We start from the raw sequence: 14,329 nt of genomic DNA, 5'->3' as shown, positions 1-14,329 counted from the left end.
GCTCGCCTTCCTTTTATGCGTACCGCCGAAATCACCCGCAACACCAACGAAACGCGCATCCGCGTGGCCGTCAACCTCGACGGCACCGGCAAGCAGACGCTCGACACCGGCGTGCCGTTCCTCGACCACATGCTCGACCAGATCGCCCGGCATGGCCTGATCGACCTCGACATCAAGGCCGAAGGCGACCTGCACATCGACGCCCACCACACGGTCGAAGACGTGGGCATCACCCTGGGCATGGCCATCGCCAAGGCCGTCGGCGACAAGGCCGGCCTGCGCCGCTACGGGCATGCCTACGTGCCGCTCGACGAAGCCCTGTCGCGCGTGGTCATCGACTTCTCGGGCCGCCCGGGCCTCGAATACCACATCCCGTTCACCCGCGCGCGCATCGGCGACTTCGACGTCGACCTCACCCGCGAATTCTTCCAGGGCCTGGTCAACCACGCCCTGGTCACCCTGCACATCGACAATCTGCGCGGCGTCAACGCCCACCACCAGTGCGAAACGGTCTTCAAGGCCTTCGGCCGCGCGCTGCGCATGGCCCTCGAGCTCGACCCCCGCATGGGCGGCGCGGTGCCGTCCACCAAAGGCGTTCTGTAACACCCCGCCAGGCAGACCCCAGTGACCACCATTGCCATCGTCGACTACGGAATGGGCAACTTCCATTCCGTGGCGCGCGCGCTGCGCTACGCCGCGCCCGACGCCGACATCCGCATCTGCAGCCGCGCCGCCGACATCGACGCGGCCGATCGCGTCGTGTTTCCCGGCCAGGGCGCCATGGCCGACTGCATGCGCACCCTGAATGAATCCGGGCTGCGCGAAGCCGTAGTGCGCGCCGCCCGCGCCAAGCCGCTGCTGGGCGTATGCGTGGGCGAGCAAATGCTGTTCGAGTCCAGCGAAGAAGGCGACACTCCCTGCCTGGGCGTGTTCCCGGGCACGGTGCGCCGCTTCGCGGGCGCGCAGTTCGCCGGCGCCCCCGGCGCCGACGCGGGGGCCGAACGCCTGAAAGTGCCCCACATGGGCTGGAACCAAGTCCGCCAGACCCGCTCTCATGCCTTGTGGGCGGGCATTCCCGACCACACGCATTTCTATTTCGTGCACAGCTACTATGCCGCGCCGGCCGATCCCGCCCTTACCATAGGGGAAACCGACTACGGCGTTACATTTACCTGCGCCGTGGCAGCCGCTAACATTTTCGCGGTGCAGTTCCACCCCGAGAAAAGCGCGGCCCATGGTTTGCGCCTGTACCGCAATTTTGTAGACTGGAACCCATAGCCGCCCCCGTACGAGCTTCGGCCGGCCTTTTTTCAACCGATTTTTTCAACGCTCGCTATCCACCATGCTGCTGATCCCCGCCATCGATCTCAAAGACGGGCGCTGCGTACGCCTGCGCCAGGGAGACCTCGACGAGGCAACGGTATTCTCTGAAGACCCCGCCGCCATGGCCACCCACTGGCTCGACCTGGGCGCGCGCCGCCTGCACCTGGTCGACCTGAACGGCGCCGTGGCGGGCAAGCCCAAGAACGACGCGCCCATCAAGGCCATTCTCGACGCCGTCGGCGACGACATTCCGGTCCAGATCGGCGGCGGCATCCGCGATCTCGACACCATCGAGTCCTATCTCGACGCCGGCATCTCGTACGTCATCATCGGCACGGCCGCGGTCAAGAACCCGGGCTTCCTGCAAGACGCCTGCGGCGCCTTCCCCGGCCACATCATCGTCGGCCTGGACGCGCGCGACGGCAAGATCGCCACCGACGGCTGGAGCAAGCTCACCCGCCACGACGTGCTCGACCTGGCCAAGAAGTTCGAAGACTACGGCTGCGAAGCCATCATCTACACCGACATCAGCCGCGACGGCATGCTGTCGGGGGTGAACGTCGACGCCACCGTGCGGCTGGCGCAGCATGTGCGCATCCCGGTGTACGCCTCGGGCGGCATCGCCGGCCTGCCCGACATCGAAGCGCTGTGCGCGGTCGAAGAAGAAGGCGTCGAAGGCGCCATCCTGGGCCGCAGCATCTACGAAGGCGCGCTCGACTTCCAGGCCGCCCAGGCCCGCGCCGACGAACTCAGCCAATGAACGCCGCCACTGCGCAAGGCGCCACGGGGCAGGGCGCGGGCGCCGCCACGGCGCTCACCCGCCGCATCATTCCCTGCCTGGACGTCACCGCGGGCCGGGTGGTCAAGGGCGTCAATTTCGTGAACCTGGCCGACGCCGGCGATCCGGTCGAGATCGCCCGCCGCTACGATGAACAGGGCGCCGACGAACTCACCTTCCTGGACATCACCGCCACCAGCGACGGCCGCGACCTGATCCTGCCCATCATCGAGCAGGTGGCCTCGCAGGTGTTCATTCCCCTTACCGTGGGCGGCGGGGTGCGCCAGGTGTCCGACATCCAGCGCCTGCTCAACGCCGGCGCCGACAAAATCAGCATCAACAGCGCCGCCGTGGCCAACCCCGAACTGGTGCGCGCGGCCTCCGGCTACCACGGCTCGCAGTGCATCGTGGTGGCCATCGATGCGCGGCGCGTGTCGCAGCCGGGCGAGCCGGCCCGCTGGGAAGTCTTCACCCACGGCGGCCGCAAGCCCACCGGCCTGGACGCCGTGCAATGGGCCGGCCGCATGGCCGCCTATGGCGCCGGCGAAATCCTGCTCACCAGCATGGACCGCGACGGCACCAAGGCCGGCTTCGACCTCGAACTCACCCGCGCGGTGTCCGACGCCGTGCCGGTGCCGGTCATCGCCTCGGGCGGTGTGGGCAGCCTGCAGCACCTGGCCGATGGCGTCACCACCGGGCGCGCCAGCGCCGTGCTGGCGGCCAGCATCTTCCATTTCGGCCAGCACACCGTGCGCGAGTGCAAAGCCTTCATGGCCGATCAAGGCATCGCCGTCAGACTGGATTAGACTGTCTCCATGGATACCGACCCCGCCTGGATGGCCGACGTCGTCTTCGACGACAACGGCCTGATTCCCGCCATTGCTCAAGACGCCGAAAACGGCCAGATCCTGATGGTGGCCTGGATGAACCGCGACGCCCTGGCCGAAACCGCCGCCACCGGCCGCGCGGTGTACTGGTCACGCTCGCGCCGGCGCCTGTGGCGCAAGGGCGAAGAATCCGGCCACACCCAGACCGTGCACGACCTGCGCCTGGACTGCGACGGCGACGTCATCCTGCTCAAGGTGCACCAGGAAGGCGGCATCGCCTGCCACACCGGCCGCGCCAGCTGCTTCTTCCGCCGGCTCGAAGGCCCGGCCGGCAGCGCGTCGTGGGTCACCGTCGACCCCGTCCTGAAAGACCCGGACCACATCTACAAATGAGCACCGCCCCGTCCACCACCGACACGCTGGCGCGCCTCGCCGACACCCTGGCCACCCGCCGCCCCGACCGCGGCGGCGACCCGCAAAGCTCGTACACCGCCAAGCTGCTGGCCAAGGGGCCCGACGCCTTCCTGAAGAAAATCGGCGAAGAAGCCACCGAACTGGTCATGGCCGCCAAAGACGGCGTGCCCGAACGCATCATCAGCGAAACCGCCGACCTGTGGTTTCATTGCCTCGTCACCTTGACTCACTACAATCTGCGGCCCGAAGACGTGCTGGCCGAACTGGCACGCCGGGAAGGCCTGTCGGGCCTGGAAGAAAAAGCACGGCGCCCCGCGTCCTGAGCACGGAAACCCTATGAGCGACAACTGTATTTTCTGCAAGATCGCCCGCGGCGAGATCCCTTCGAAAAAGGTCCACGAAGACGAAGAATTCGTCGCCTTCCACGACATCAACCCGGCCGCGCCGGTGCACCTGCTGCTGATCCCGCGGCGCCACGTCGTCTCGCTGCAGGACATCGGCCCCGAAGACGCCGGCTGGTTGGGTAGAATGGTTACTTTGGCATCCCGCCTGGCGGCCGACAACGGCTGCCGCCCGGGTCCGGAAGGGGGCTTCCGCCTGATGGCCAATTCCGGCGTAGAAGGCGGCCAGGAAGTCCCCCACCTGCATTTCCATATCATCGGAGGTCAGCGTCCCTGGAAAGGGCGCATGGCTCCCAACGCATAATCACGGAGAACCGTCATCATGGGTAGCTTCAGCATCTGGCATTGGTTGATCGTCCTGGTCATCGTTGCCCTGGTATTCGGCACCAAGAAACTGCGCAACATCGGCAGCGATCTTGGCGGCGCCGTCAAAGGCTTCAAAGAGGGCATGAAAGACGCCAACGGCGACAAACCGGCCGAGCAGGTCACGCAGCAGAAAGTGGCCGACGACACCATCGACGTCCAGGCCAAAGAAAAAACCAACTCCTGACTTCCGTCACCATCCTCTCCCGAAGCAATGCCCGGCGGCACTGCTTCCGTGCCCTTTTGAGCGAGCAGATGTCGCATGTTTGATGTCAGTTTCACTGAGCTGATGGTGATCGGCGTCATCGCGCTGATCGTCATCGGGCCCGAACGGCTGCCCAAGGTCGCGCGCACCGTCGGGCACCTGCTCGGCCGCGCGCAGCGCTACGTCAACGACGTCAAAACCGACATCCAGCGCGAAATCGAGCTCGACGAGCTGCGCAAGTTCAAAAGCGAGATGGACGACGCCGCCAACAGCATGCAGTCGTCGCTGCGCGACACCGAAAACTCGCTGCGCAGCGACCTGAACGACACCGCGCGCGAGGCCAGGCAGGCCGTCTCGGGCAGCCCGGCCGCCGAGCCGGCCGCGCCAGCCCCGGCAACCCTCGACACCCCGGCACCCGCGCCGGCCCCGGCCCCGGCCGAAAACGCCGCGCCGGACCAGCCCACCCCCGCCGCCCAACCGAAAACCGGTGCCACCCCGTGACCCAGGACGCCAAGCCCGACGAGCTGGACCAGGAACAGCCGCAAGAAACCTTCATCTCGCACCTGGTCGAGCTGCGCAGCCGCCTCATGAAGGCGGCCATGGCCGTGATCGGCGTCTTCGTGGTGCTGTTCATCTATCCCGGCGCCTCGGTCATCTACGACATCCTGGCCCAGCCCATGCTGGCCTCGCTGCCCGAGGGCACCCGCATGATCGCCACGGGCGTCATCACGCCCTTCATGGTGCCGGTCAAGGTCACCCTGATGGCCGCCTTCGTGGTCGCGCTGCCGGTCGTGCTGTACCAGGCGTGGGCCTTCGTGGCCCCCGGCCTGTACCGGCACGAAAAACGCCTGGCCCTGCCGCTTATCGTGTCCAGCACGCTGCTGTTCATCCTGGGCATGGCGTTCTGCTATTTCTTCGTCTTCCGTACGGTCTTCCACTTCATCGCGACGTTCGCGCCGCAATCCATCACGCCCGCGCCCGACATCGAAGCCTATCTCAGCTTCGTCATGACCATGTTCATGGCCTTCGGCATTACCTTCGAAGTCCCGGTTGCCGTGGTGCTGCTGGTCAAGACCGGCATCGTCGAGCTGTCCAAGCTGCGCGGGGCGCGCGGCTACGTGGTGGTGGGCGCCTTCATCATCGCCGCGGTGGTCACGCCGCCCGACGTGGTCAGCCAGTTCATGCTGGCCGTGCCGCTGGTGCTGCTGTACGAAGTGGGCCTGATCTGCGCCCGCATGGTCACGCCCGAAAAGAAAAACCAGGACGCCGACGACGCGGCCGGCAGCCTGACCGAACATCACTGAAGCCCGGCGCCCGCCCGGCCGCCATGTGATCGAACGCAATAAACCGGATCCGGCCACTCTTGCCGGGTCCGGGCCGGCGCTCGTAAATTGTCTGGCATGACACTCGCACACCGCCTGCGCGCCCGGATGCAGGGGCGCGGCATCAAAAGCCAGAACCAGCTGGCGCGCATATCAGGGGTGCCGCAATCTTCCATCCACCGCATCCTGACGCGCGACGACACCTATTCGCCCACCCGCGGCACCCTGCAGCGCCTGGCCGCGGCGCTGGGCACCACGGTGCCCTGGCTGACCGACGGCATCGACGGCGCCGCGCCCGCCGGGCGCTCGCACGGCCCGGCCTCCGCCGCCGCGCCGGCCGACGGCTATAGCGCCGAACTGCAGGCCCTGATGAGCAAGCTGCCCGCCGGCACACGCAAGAAAATCGTGGCCGTCGTGCGCCTTATCGCCAACGGCGCCTGACCCCTGGCCCGGCCCTAGCGCGGCCGGGCCGGCCGCGTGCCCACCGACACCGTTACATCGCGCGCCTTGCCGCCGCGCAGGATGCCCACGGTGGCTTTTTCGCCGGGCGGCAGCGCCGCGATCAGGCGCAGCATCGACACGGTATCCAGCACTTGCGCCCCATTCACGGTTTGCACAATGTCGCCCACGCGCAGGCCGGCCTTGCCGGCCGGGCCCTCGCGCATCACCCCGGCGATCACCACGCCGCGCGTATCGGCCGGCAGGCCGAAGGCCCGCGCCAGTTCCGGCGTGATGTCCTGCGGCTCGATGCCCAGCCAGCCGCGCCGCACCGAGCCGGTCTTGACGATGTCGTCCATGACCTTGCGCGCGGCGTCGATGGGAATGGCGAAGCCGATGCCCAGCGAGCCGCCCGACTCGGAATAGATGGCGGTGTTGATGCCCACCAGGTTGCCCTGCGAGTCGATCAGCGCGCCGCCGGAATTGCCGGGGTTGATGGCCGCATCGGTCTGGATGAAGTTCTCGTAGGTGTTGATGCCGAGCCCATTGCGGCCCAGCGCCGAGACAATGCCCTGGGTGGTGGTCTGCCCCACGCCGAAGGGGTTGCCGATGGCCAGCACCACGTCGCCCACGCGCAGGCTGCGGTCGGCCGCCAGCGCCGCCACGGGCAGCGGCCGGGTGCCGGCATCCAGCTTCAGCACCGCCAGGTCGGTGTCGGGGTCGGCTCCCACCACCTTGGCGCTGCCGCGCCGGCCGTCGGCCAGCGCCACCTCGATGGCGTCAGCCGCCTCGACCACGTGGTAGTTGGTCAGCACGTAGCCCTCGGCGCTGACGATCACCCCCGAGCCCAGGCTGGTGGACGATTGGCGCCGGCTCAGGCCCGGCACCTGGCCGAACAGCTGGCGCAGGATCGGATCGTCGGGCAGCGGCACCACCGGCACGTTCACGTGCTTGGACGTGAAAACGTTGACCACCGCCGGCGCCGCCTTGGCCACCGCGGCCGCGTACGACGACGCGCCGGCCGCCGGCGCGGCGGGCTGCCCGGCCGCTCCGGGCGCCGGGGCCGACAGGCGCAGCCAATCGGGCCGCAGGGTAGTCACCACGAATAAAATGGCCAGACACACCGTGACGGCCTGAGCGAATATCAGCCAATAGCGACGCATGATCCTGACAAGGTAGGCAATGAAAACAATCGACACCCGCGAACTGGCGGCCTGGCTGGATGCCACGCTGCAAGCGCCGCGATTCAAAGATTACTGTCCCAACGGCCTGCAGGTCGAAGGCAAGCCGCGCGTAGGCCACATTATCACCGGCGTCACCGCATCCGAGGCGCTGCTGCGCGCGGCCATCGAGCGCGGCGCCGATGCCGTGCTGGTGCACCATGGCTGGTTCTGGAAAAACGAAGACCCGCGCGTGCGCGGCCCGCGCCGCACCCGCCTGGCCCTGACGCTGGCGCACGACCTGAACCTGTTCGCCTACCACCTGCCGCTGGACGCCCACCCGCAATGGGGCAACAACGCCCAGCTGGCGCGCGTGCTGGGCCTGGCGCCCGAGCTCGACGCGGCCGGCGCGCCGCTGACCTGCGGCCCCGACAACCTGATCTGGCTGGGCACGGCGCCGGGCCTGGACACCCTGGACGCGCTGGCCCGGCGCGTGCAGCAGCGCCTGGGGCGCGCGCCGCTGGTGGTGGGCGAACCCGGCCGCCCGCTGGGGCGGGTGGCCTGGTGCACCGGCGCGGCGCAGGGCATGCTGGCCGACGCGGTACAGGCCGGCGCAGACGCCTACATCACGGGTGAAGCCTCCGAACCCACCGTGCACCTGGCCCGCGAAACCGGCACCGGTTTCATCGGCGCCGGCCACCACGCCACCGAACGCTACGGCGTGCAGGCGCTGGGCCAGGCCGTGGCGCAGCAATTCGGCATACGGGTCGAGTTCGTCGACATCGACAACCCGGTGTAGGGCCGGCACCGCGCGCGGCGCGCTATTTCTTGAGCAGGTCGCGGATTTCGCGCAGCACCACCACGTCTTCGGGCGGCGCGGCGGGCGCGGCCGGCGCTTCTTCATCTTTGCGGCGCGCCGAGTTGATGGCCTTGACGATGATGAACACCACCAGGGCCAGCAGGATGAAATTGATCAGGATGGTAAGGAAATTGCCCCAGGCCAGCACGTTGGCGCCCGCCTTGGTCAAATCGGCGTAGGTCATGGGGCCGGCATAGCCGTCGGGCATCGACAGCACCAGGAATTTGTTGGAAAAATCCACCGAGCCCCCCAGGATGAAATTCACGAGAGGCATGACGAGATCTTTGACCACGGAATCGACGATCTTGCCGAACGCAGCCCCGATGATCACGCCAACAGCAAGGTCCATCGCGTTGCCCTTGACGGCGAAATCGCGAAATTCCTTGAGAAAACCAGATGCTTTGCTCATGAATGCTCCTTACGTCGTTCGCCCCGGACTGGGCAGGCGCTATAATACGCGGTTGCTATGTTGTTACATATCTCCGCAAAACGGATGTTGCAAGCCTGATGCTACGGTAGTGCGGGCGCATCAACAAGGATAGGAAGAGATGAGTCAGGATACGCTGGTGCATGATGATGACGGTGCGGTTGATCCCAACCTCCCGCCGGATCCTTCGCGCCGTTTCTGGGTAACGACCGCCTGTGCGGTGGGCGGTGTCGCCGGTGTGGCCACTGCCGTCCCTTTTGTCAGCACCTTCGCCCCCTCTGAAAAGGCCCGCGCCGCCGGCGCGCCCGTCGAAGTCGACGTCGCCGACCTGGCTCCCGGCCAGATGCGCACCGTCGAATGGCGCGGCAAGCCGGTCTGGGTCATCCACCGGTCCAAAGACCAGCTCTCCGGCATCAAAGACCAAGACCCCTACCTGGCCGATCCCAATTCCGAACGCCCCGGTTTCACGCCCGAATACGCCAAGAACGAATACCGCTCGCGCAAGCCCGAGCTGTTCGTGTGCGTGGGCATCTGCACGCACCTGGGCTGCTCGCCCACCGCGCACTTCGAAACCGGCGGCGGCGGCGGCCTGCCGTCTTCCTGGGAAGGCGGCTTCCTGTGCCCCTGCCACGGCTCCACCTTCGACCTGGCCGGCCGCGTGTACAAGAACAAGCCCGCGCCCGACAACCTCGAAGTCCCGCCGTATCAATACCTGAGCGACACCCGCATCATCGTCGGGGTTGACGAAGACAACAAGGCCTGACGCGCCAACGCGTCGCCTTTCCCCGACCTTAGCAAAATACGCCTCGTATAGAAGGAGCCATTGATGGCTGGCGAAAAAACCGTCGAGACAACAGGCCTGCTGGGCTGGCTGGACCGGCGCTTCCCGGTAACCTCTACCTGGAAGGCGCACCTGTCCGAGTACTACGCGCCCAAGAATTTCAACTTCTGGTACTTCTTCGGATCCCTGGCCCTGCTGGTCCTGGTCATCCAGATCGTCACCGGCATCTTCCTGGTCATGCACTACAAGCCCGACGCCGAACGCGCGTTCCTGTCGGTCGAGTACATCATGCGCGAAGTGCCATGGGGCTGGCTGGTGCGCTACATGCACTCCACCGGCGCCTCGATGTTCTTCGTGGTGGTCTACCTGCACATGCTGCGCGGGCTGTTCTACGGCTCGTACCGCAAGCCGCGCGAGCTGGTCTGGATCTTCGGCGTGGCCATCTTCCTGTGCCTGATGGGCGAAGCCTTCTTCGGCTACCTGCTGCCCTGGGGCCAGATGTCCTACTGGGGCGCGCAGGTCATCGTGAACCTGTTCTCGGCCATCCCGTTCATCGGCCCTGAACTGTCCATCTGGATCCGCGGCGACTACGTCGTGTCCGACGCCACCCTGAACCGCTTCTTCTCGTTCCACGTCATCGCCATCCCGCTCGTGCTGATTGGCCTGGTGGCCGCGCACATCGTGGCGCTGCATGAAGTCGGCTCGAACAACCCCGACGGCATCGAGATCAAGCAGGGCCCGAAAGACAAGCACGGCCGGCCGAAAGACGCCATCCCGTTCCACCCGTTCTACACGGTGCACGACATCATGGGCGTGGCGGGCTTTCTGATCATCTTCGCGGCCATCGTGTTCTTCGGCCCCGAAATGGGCGGGTACTTCCTGGAATACAACAACTTCATCCCGGCCGACCCGCTGAAGACGCCCCCGCACATCGCGCCGGTGTGGTACTTCACGCCGTTCTACTCCATGCTGCGCGCCACCACCAACGAATTCACGTGGGTGCTGGCCGGGGCCGCCGTACTGGGCGCCATCGCGCTGCTGGTCAAGAGCAATCTGAAAGGCTTCCTGCGCATCGCCGTGCCGGGCCTGCTGATCGTGGTGGCCGTGCTGCTGCGCGTCATCGACGCCAAGTTCTGGGGCGTGGTGGCCATGGGCGGCGCGGTCGTCATCCTGTTCTTCCTGCCGTGGCTCGACCACTCGCCGGTCAAGTCGATCCGCTACCGCCCCACGTGGCACAAGTGGTTCTACGGCATTTTCATCGTCAATTTCCTGGTGCTGGGCTTCCTGGGCACGCAGCCGCCCAACGATGCGTACAACCTCATGTCGCAGATCGGCACGCTGATCTACCTGGGCTTCTTCTTCCTGATGCCCGTCTGGAGCCGTCTGGGCACGTTCAAGCCGGTCCCCGACCGCGTGACGTTCCATGCCCACTGAGCCACGTACCCATATCGGAATGACCATGATCAAGAAGCTGATTGGCGCCGTCGCATTCACACTCGCGTGCACGGCCGCGTACGCCTCCGAGGGCGGCTACCCCCTGGACGCCGCCCCCAACCGCGTCAACGACGTCGCCGCCCTGCAAAACGGCGCCAAACTGTTCGTCAACTACTGCCTTAACTGCCACAGCGCGTCCGCCATGCGCTACAACAAGCTGCAGGACATCGGCCTGACCGACGAGCAGATCAAGGAAAACCTGTTGTTCACGGGCGAAAAGGTCGGCGACCTGATGCACGTGGCCATGCGCCCGGAAGACGCCAAGCGCTGGTTCGGCACCACCCCGCCCGACCTGTCCGTCATGGCGCGCGCCAAGTCGATCAACGCCGGCCCCTCGGGCGCCGACTACATCTACACCTACCTGCGCACGTTCTACCGCGACACCGCGCGCGCCACCGGCTGGAACAACCTGGTGTTCCCCAACGTGGGCATGCCGCACGTGCTGTGGGAACTGCAGGGCCCGCGCGAGCTCACCACGGTGGCCATGCACGAGGTCGAAGGCAAAGACGGCGCGCACAGCTGGCAGCGCGTCACCACCACCTACGACCCGCAGGGCTATGCCACCGTCAAGACCGAGCCCGTCGCCGAATTCCACGGCCACGCCTCGGTCGAGGCCCGGTTCAAGGCGCTGGACCCGGCCAAGGCGGCGGCCTACGATAACGATGTAGCCGACCTGACGGCGTTCCTGGCCTGGATGGCCGAGCCCGGCCAGCTGTTCCGCAAGCAACTGGGCGTGTGGGTGCTGCTGTTCCTGGGCCTGTTCCTGGTCGTGGCCTGGCGCCTGAACGCCTCTTACTGGAAGCACGTGCGCTGATCTTCCGCCCCGCCAGGTTGCCGGCTCCGGCCGGCAACATCTACCCGATAGGGCGGCACGCCTGCCCCACCCTGGCAATCGGGGCCAGCGTTTGCTAGATTAGCAGCGCTGGCCTTTCGCTTTTCATACAAGGACTTACCGCCATGATGGTGCTCTATTCCGGAACCACCTGCCCCTTTTCGCAACGCTGCCGCTTCGTGCTGTTCGAAAAAGGCATGGATTTCGAAATCCGCGACATCGACCTGTACAACAAGCCCGAAGACATTTCGGTCATGAACCCGTACGGCCAGGTGCCCATCCTGGTCGAGCGCGATCTGGTGCTGTACGAATCGAACATCATCAACGAGTACATCGACGAGCGCTTCCCGCATCCCCAGCTGATGCCGGCCGATCCGGTGATGCGCGCGCGCACCCGGCTGTTCCTGTACAACTTCGAAAAAGAGCTGTTCGTCCACGTTTCCACGCTGGAAGACCGCAGCGCCAAGCCCGACGAGAAAAAGCTGGCCACCGCGCGGCAGAACATCCGCGACCGGCTGGCCCAATTGGCGCCGCTGCTGCTCAAGAACAAGTACATGCTGGGCGACGAGTTCTCGATGCTGGACGTGGCCGTGGCCCCGCTGCTGTGGCGCCTGGACCACTACGGCATCGAACTGCCCAAGAACGCCGCGCCGCTGCAAAAGTACGCCGAACGCATCTTCTCGCGTCCCGCCTACATCGAGGCGCTGACGCCGTCCGAAAAAGTGATGCGTCGCTAAGCGCGAGGGTTGTGCAATATGGGTGAAACTTCCACCAAGCCGTATCTGCTGCGCGCACTGCACGAATGGTGCACCGATAACGGCTACACGCCGTACATCACCGTGCAGGTCGACGAGCACACCCTGGTGCCCGTGGCCCATGTGCGCGACGGCCAGATCACGCTGAACGTGGGCACGCTGGCCACCAACAAACTGGTGCTGGGCAACGAATTCATCGAGTTCCAGGCCCGTTTCAGCGGCGTCACCGAAAACGTGCTGGTGCCGGTGGCATCCGTCAGCGCCATCTACGCGCGCGAAACCGGCGCCGGCATGGGTTTCGAAGTCCAGCCCTACGAAGCGCCCAGCCGCGAAGAAACCGCCGCCGACCCGGCCGCCCCCGACGCCGCCGGCGATACCTCCACGGCCCCAGCCGATGGCGGCGACGACGAACCCAAGCGCCCGCACCTGACCATCGTCAAATAAGGGCCGGGCGCCCGCTTTATTTACAATACAGTCCCCGCCCGCCACGCCGTGGCGGCGCATCCGCCGGTGTAGCTCAGTTGGTAGAGCAGCTCACTTGTAATGAGAAGGTCGAGGGTTCGATTCCTTTCACCGGCACCATTTACCTGTTCAAGCAAGATCAACTCCAAGCAGAAACCCGCAAAAATCAACAATTTGCGGGTTTTTTGTTGCTCAAAGCAGTCTAAGCCTGGGTACTGCCATACCCCCATTCTCGGTGGTATCTTTTTGGGTATCAGACACTTGCCCCCAGATTTTCTGGACGGAGATACCCTCAAATACCCCTGACCGATACCGCCATCCGGCAAACCAAGCCCGGCCCCAAACCCGTCAAGCTGGCCGGCGGCGACGGGCCATACCTGCTGGTGACCTCGGCGGAGCGCGATACTGGCGCTGGAAGTACCGCTATGCTGGCAAGGCTGGGCGTCTACCCCGACGTGACCCTGGCCAAAGCCCGAGATAGGCACCAGGAAGCCCGCAAACTGCTGGCCGAGGGGGCAAGACCGCAGCGAGTCCAAGAAAGCCGACAAGCGGGCGGCAAAGCTGGCGGCGGCAAACTCGTTCCGGGCCGTGGCGCGGGCCTGGATGGAAGAACACTGCCCCCAAGATATCGGACAGCACCCATGCCCATACCGTGGCCCGGATAGAAAACGATGTTTTCCCCTGGACGGACAAACGGCCAATCACTGAAATCGACGCTTCCGAAATCCTGGCCGTGCTGAAACGCGTAGACGGACGGGGGGCGCGGCATACCGCCCATAAGATCCGCAGCAAGATCAGCATGGTCTTTCGCTACGGCATCAAGGAGGGCCACTGCAAAACCGACCCGGCCAAGGTGGGAAAGATGCTGCGGGCCTTTGAGGGGTTCTCTGGGACGTTCATCGTCCAATGCGCTCGGCGGCTCGCCCCCATGCTCTTTGTACGCCGTGGCGAGCCACGGCAGGCGGAATGGGGACATATCGACCTGGGCAAAGCCGAGTGGCGCTATACCGTGTCGAAGACCGGCACTGCGCACCTTGTCTCGCTGGCGCGCCAAGCCGTGAATGTGCTGCGCCAGCTTCACGCCTTGACCGGGCACGGCCGATATGTGTTCCCAGGGGCGCGCAGCTATGACCGGCCCATGAGCCATGGCGGCACTTAATGCTCCCCTGCGTCGCAGGGGCTACGATACCAAGATCGAAATTACCGGCCACGGCTCCCGCGCGATGGCCCGCATCATCTTGCATGAGGAATTGGAGCAGAAGCCCGAGATCATCGAGCATCAGCTTGCCCATAGCGTGCCTGACACCCTGGGGCTGGCCTATAACTGGACGAGGTTCATCAAAGAGCGTAGCTATGATGCAGGCCTGGGCGAACTACTTGGATGCGCTGGAAGCCAGTGGGATGTCATCCCGCTGGCGCGCCCCCACGCAGCATGGAGTTTTACCGCTGCCTGACGGTTTCGGGCAAAGCGATGGCCAGAGTGTTACA

The 14,329-nt window shown here is 65.7% G+C and carries 22 protein-coding genes and 1 tRNA gene; 21 read left to right on the top strand and 2 right to left on the bottom strand.

All coding sequences use genetic code 11. The features are described from left to right. Positions 1-15 precede the first annotated feature (15 nt). The 11 genes from hisB (at position 16) to J2P76_RS22310 (ending at position 6,074) form a co-directional block, all read left to right on the top strand. A complete protein-coding gene (gene hisB, locus J2P76_RS22360; RefSeq protein ID WP_012247164.1) occupies positions 16-603 on the top strand; it encodes an imidazoleglycerol-phosphate dehydratase HisB in 588 nt (195 codons plus the stop codon). 21 nt (positions 604-624) lie between these two features. Next, complete coding sequence (gene hisH / locus J2P76_RS22355; RefSeq protein ID WP_207410149.1) at positions 625-1,278, top strand: imidazole glycerol phosphate synthase subunit HisH; 654 nt, start codon at positions 625-627, stop codon at positions 1,276-1,278. A 64-nt stretch (positions 1,279-1,342) separates the two neighbouring features. Beyond that, on the top strand, positions 1,343-2,083 hold the full coding sequence (gene hisA, locus J2P76_RS22350; RefSeq protein WP_207410147.1) for a 1-(5-phosphoribosyl)-5-[(5-phosphoribosylamino)methylideneamino]imidazole-4-carboxamide isomerase: 741 nt from the start codon (positions 1,343-1,345) through the stop codon (positions 2,081-2,083). After that, on the top strand, positions 2,080-2,907 hold the full coding sequence (hisF, locus tag J2P76_RS22345; RefSeq protein ID WP_207410145.1) for an imidazole glycerol phosphate synthase subunit HisF: 828 nt from the start codon (positions 2,080-2,082) through the stop codon (positions 2,905-2,907). The genes hisA and hisF overlap by 4 nt, the downstream gene beginning before the upstream one ends. A 9-nt stretch (positions 2,908-2,916) precedes the next feature. After that, positions 2,917-3,321, top strand: coding sequence for a phosphoribosyl-AMP cyclohydrolase (hisI, locus tag J2P76_RS22340; protein ID WP_207410143.1), 405 nt, complete (start codon positions 2,917-2,919; stop codon positions 3,319-3,321). Continuing rightward, entirely contained in the window at positions 3,318-3,665 is a 348-nt protein-coding gene (locus J2P76_RS22335; protein WP_207410142.1) for a phosphoribosyl-ATP diphosphatase, read from the top strand. The genes hisI and J2P76_RS22335 overlap by 4 nt, the downstream gene beginning before the upstream one ends. A gap of 13 nt (positions 3,666-3,678) precedes the next feature. Beyond that, positions 3,679-4,047: a histidine triad nucleotide-binding protein gene (locus J2P76_RS22330; RefSeq protein ID WP_012247158.1), complete on the top strand. Its 369-nt coding sequence runs from the start codon at positions 3,679-3,681 to the stop codon at positions 4,045-4,047. 18 nt (positions 4,048-4,065) lie between these two features. Continuing rightward, positions 4,066-4,293, top strand: coding sequence for a Sec-independent protein translocase subunit TatA (gene tatA, locus J2P76_RS22325; RefSeq protein WP_207410141.1), 228 nt, complete (start codon positions 4,066-4,068; stop codon positions 4,291-4,293). A 75-nt stretch (positions 4,294-4,368) separates the two neighbouring features. Next, on the top strand, positions 4,369-4,812 hold the full coding sequence (gene tatB, locus J2P76_RS22320; RefSeq protein ID WP_207410140.1) for a Sec-independent protein translocase protein TatB: 444 nt from the start codon (positions 4,369-4,371) through the stop codon (positions 4,810-4,812). Next, complete coding sequence (tatC, locus tag J2P76_RS22315; RefSeq protein ID WP_207410139.1) at positions 4,809-5,615, top strand: twin-arginine translocase subunit TatC; 807 nt, start codon at positions 4,809-4,811, stop codon at positions 5,613-5,615. Before tatB ends, tatC begins: the two co-directional genes overlap by 4 nt. 96 nt (positions 5,616-5,711) lie before the next feature. After that, positions 5,712-6,074 (top strand): helix-turn-helix domain-containing protein, encoded by a 363-nt coding sequence (locus tag J2P76_RS22310; RefSeq protein ID WP_207410138.1) that lies wholly within the window; start codon positions 5,712-5,714, stop codon positions 6,072-6,074. Positions 6,075-6,088: 14 nt separating this feature from the next. Here J2P76_RS22310 and J2P76_RS22305 read toward each other — a convergent pair whose 3' ends face one another. Further along, positions 6,089-7,234 carry a S1C family serine protease gene (locus tag J2P76_RS22305; RefSeq protein ID WP_207410137.1) on the bottom strand — a complete coding sequence of 382 codons (1,146 nt, stop codon included), beginning with the start codon at positions 7,232-7,234 and terminating at the stop codon, positions 6,089-6,091. A gap of 19 nt (positions 7,235-7,253) precedes the next feature. Here J2P76_RS22305 and J2P76_RS22300 point away from each other — a divergent pair, with 19 nt between their 5' ends. Continuing rightward, on the top strand, positions 7,254-8,030 hold the full coding sequence (locus J2P76_RS22300) for a Nif3-like dinuclear metal center hexameric protein (RefSeq protein ID WP_207410136.1): 777 nt from the start codon (positions 7,254-7,256) through the stop codon (positions 8,028-8,030). A 22-nt stretch (positions 8,031-8,052) separates the two neighbouring features. On the opposite strand, the gene mscL is transcribed toward J2P76_RS22300, so the two are convergent. Next, a complete protein-coding gene (gene mscL / locus J2P76_RS22295; protein WP_207410131.1) occupies positions 8,053-8,499 on the bottom strand; it encodes a large conductance mechanosensitive channel protein MscL in 447 nt (148 codons plus the stop codon). A 139-nt stretch (positions 8,500-8,638) separates the two neighbouring features. On the opposite strand from mscL, the gene petA reads away from it, so the two are divergent. The 9 genes from petA (at position 8,639) to J2P76_RS23855 (ending at position 14,295) form a co-directional block, all read left to right on the top strand. Next, entirely contained in the window at positions 8,639-9,280 is a 642-nt protein-coding gene (petA, locus tag J2P76_RS22290) for a ubiquinol-cytochrome c reductase iron-sulfur subunit (protein WP_207410130.1), read from the top strand. Between the two features lie 63 nt (positions 9,281-9,343). Further along, a complete protein-coding gene (locus tag J2P76_RS22285; protein ID WP_207410129.1) occupies positions 9,344-10,732 on the top strand; it encodes a cytochrome b in 1,389 nt (462 codons plus the stop codon). 19 nt (positions 10,733-10,751) lie between these two features. Next, positions 10,752-11,606 carry a cytochrome c1 gene (locus J2P76_RS22280; RefSeq protein ID WP_207410128.1) on the top strand — a complete coding sequence of 285 codons (855 nt, stop codon included), beginning with the start codon at positions 10,752-10,754 and terminating at the stop codon, positions 11,604-11,606. 143 nt (positions 11,607-11,749) lie between these two features. Beyond that, positions 11,750-12,361 carry a glutathione S-transferase N-terminal domain-containing protein gene (locus J2P76_RS22275; RefSeq protein WP_012247147.1) on the top strand — a complete coding sequence of 204 codons (612 nt, stop codon included), beginning with the start codon at positions 11,750-11,752 and terminating at the stop codon, positions 12,359-12,361. Positions 12,362-12,379: 18 nt separating this feature from the next. After that, complete coding sequence (locus J2P76_RS22270; protein WP_207410126.1) at positions 12,380-12,823, top strand: ClpXP protease specificity-enhancing factor; 444 nt, start codon at positions 12,380-12,382, stop codon at positions 12,821-12,823. Positions 12,824-12,885: 62 nt separating this feature from the next. Continuing rightward, positions 12,886-12,961 (top strand) — tRNA-Thr (locus J2P76_RS22265). Between the two features lie 95 nt (positions 12,962-13,056). Further along, complete coding sequence (locus tag J2P76_RS23865) at positions 13,057-13,506, top strand: Arm DNA-binding domain-containing protein (protein WP_207410666.1); 450 nt, start codon at positions 13,057-13,059, stop codon at positions 13,504-13,506. Further along, positions 13,494-14,000 (top strand): phage integrase central domain-containing protein, encoded by a 507-nt coding sequence (locus J2P76_RS23860; RefSeq protein WP_207410124.1) that lies wholly within the window; start codon positions 13,494-13,496, stop codon positions 13,998-14,000. The genes J2P76_RS23865 and J2P76_RS23860 overlap by 13 nt, the downstream gene beginning before the upstream one ends. A 64-nt stretch (positions 14,001-14,064) precedes the next feature. After that, on the top strand, positions 14,065-14,295 hold the full coding sequence (locus J2P76_RS23855) for a hypothetical protein (protein ID WP_207410122.1): 231 nt from the start codon (positions 14,065-14,067) through the stop codon (positions 14,293-14,295). Positions 14,296-14,329 lie beyond the last annotated feature (34 nt).

Origin of the sequence: Bordetella petrii, from assembly GCF_017356245.1 — a bacterium.
In the GTDB taxonomy this organism is placed as follows: domain Bacteria; phylum Pseudomonadota; class Gammaproteobacteria; order Burkholderiales; family Burkholderiaceae_B; genus Bordetella_A; species Bordetella_A petrii_D.
This window is presented reverse-complemented; position numbering and strand designations above follow the sequence as displayed.